The organism is Micromonospora sp. BS32, from assembly GCF_059089345.1.
On record NZ_JBSSHR010000143.1, the window covers coordinates 1 to 415 of the forward strand.

The following is a 415-nucleotide window of genomic DNA, read 5'->3' on the forward strand; positions in this document are numbered from 1 at the left end:
TCGCTAGAAGTATGATAGAGGCACTTCAAAAAGCTAATGTTACAAACATTATTGCTGAAGTGAGAGACAGTGTCTTTATCAATGACCATGATCCTCGATTATTTGAAGGTTTTTCAATGGGCAATACTAAAATCCAAACAGGCAATTTATTAGAAAAACTTGATGAATCTCCAACTTCCAAATTAGTGGAAGCTGAAGAAGTGAATATCACAAGTATTAAACAAATGTTAACTCGTTTTTATGCTGAAAATATTGAACATCGTCGTTGGGGTGCACCTTTTCCTGTTATTGAAATCGTAAAACGAGGTATTAGTAAAGCTCGTGGCATTGACTATGTTAAATCATATTTAAATATAGATTCTTCTAATATTATTGCATTTGGAGATGAAGATAATGATTTAGAAATGATTAAATA

Annotated in this window: 1 protein-coding gene; it reads left to right on the plus strand. The window is 31.6% G+C overall.

The annotated features are described in order from the left end of the window. On the plus strand, nucleotides 1-415 hold a 415-nt coding region (locus AC5RWQ_RS30645), incomplete at both ends, for an HAD hydrolase family protein (RefSeq protein WP_494286072.1).